The organism is Streptomyces sp. M2CJ-2, assembly GCF_016757295.1.
In the GTDB taxonomy this organism is placed as follows: domain Bacteria; phylum Actinomycetota; class Actinomycetes; order Streptomycetales; family Streptomycetaceae; genus Streptomyces.
This window is the reverse complement of the sequence record NZ_JAESIF010000242.1, coordinates 1-1,141: the sequence shown is the minus strand read 5'-3', so window position 1 is coordinate 1,141 and position 1,141 is coordinate 1. Positions and strand designations below refer to the sequence as shown.

The 1,141-nt window shown below is 65.0% G+C and carries 1 protein-coding gene; it reads right to left on the bottom strand.

The window, feature by feature from the left end:
• Position 1 precedes the first annotated feature (1 nt).
• Positions 2–1,138, bottom strand: a complete 1,137-nt coding sequence (locus JL475_RS39085; RefSeq protein ID WP_202282940.1) for a DUF475 domain-containing protein — start codon at positions 1,136–1,138, stop codon at positions 2–4.
• Positions 1,139–1,141 lie beyond the last annotated feature (3 nt).

Sequence of the window (1,141 nt, the reverse complement as noted above, 5' to 3'; positions counted from 1 at the left end):
GTCACACCCCGGACGAGACCTCGGTCTTCTCCGGGGTCCCCCCGGCCGCCGCGATCGCCTTGTTGCGGCGCACGGAGGACCAGAAGGAGGCACCGATCAGCACGACGCCGATCAGTCCGGTGATGATCTCGTTGATCTCGTACTGGATCGTGATGAGCAGCAGGGCGGCGAGCGCGCCGATGGCGTAGTGCGCGCCGTGCTCCAGGTAGACGTACTCGTCGAGGGTGCCCTGGCGGACCAGGTAGACCGTCAGCGAACGGACGTACATGGCGCCGATGCCCAGGCCCAGGGCCATCAGCACGATGTCGTTGGTGATGGCGAAGGCGCCGATCACACCGTCGAAGGAGAAGGACGCGTCCAGGACCTCGAGGTAGAGGAACATGAAGAACGCGGCCTTGCCGGCCATCGCGACCGCGGAACGGGGCTTCCCCTCGCGCGCGGCCCTCTCCTCCTCCTCGTGCTCGCGTTCCTCCTCCTCTTCGAGCTTGTCCTCGAAGTAGCCGGAGAGCCCGCCCACGATCATGTAGGTGATCAGACCCCCGATGCCGGCGAGGAGGACGGTCTCCGCCTTGTCGACCTGGAGGCCGCCGTGCTGGTGGGCGTTGGCCCCGACGGTCACGGAGGCGATCAGCAGGACGATCAGCGCGATGCAGACCGACAGCATGTCGACCTTGCCGAGCTTGGAGAGCGGGCGCTCGATCCAGGTCAGCCACTTGATCTCCCGGTCCTCGAACACGAAGTCCAGGAAGATCATCAGCAGGAACATGCCACCGAACGCGGCGATCGACGGGTGGGCGTCGGTGACGAGCTGCTGGTACTGGTCCTTGTCGTTGAAGGCGAGCTCGACCGCCTCGATCGGACCGAGCTGGGCACTGAGGGCGACGATCACGACGGGGAAGACCAGCCGCATGCCGAAGACGGCGATCAGGATGCCGACCGTGAGGAAGATCTTCTGCCAGAAGGCATTCATCTTCTTCAGGATCCCGGCGTTGACCACCGCGTTGTCGAAGGACAGCGAGATCTCGAGGATCGACAGGATCGCCACGATGCCGAAGGCGGTCCACCCCCCGAAAAGGATCGCTGCGACCAGACCGAGCGCGGTGACCGCGAACGACCAGCCGAAGGTTTTCAGAACCACTGG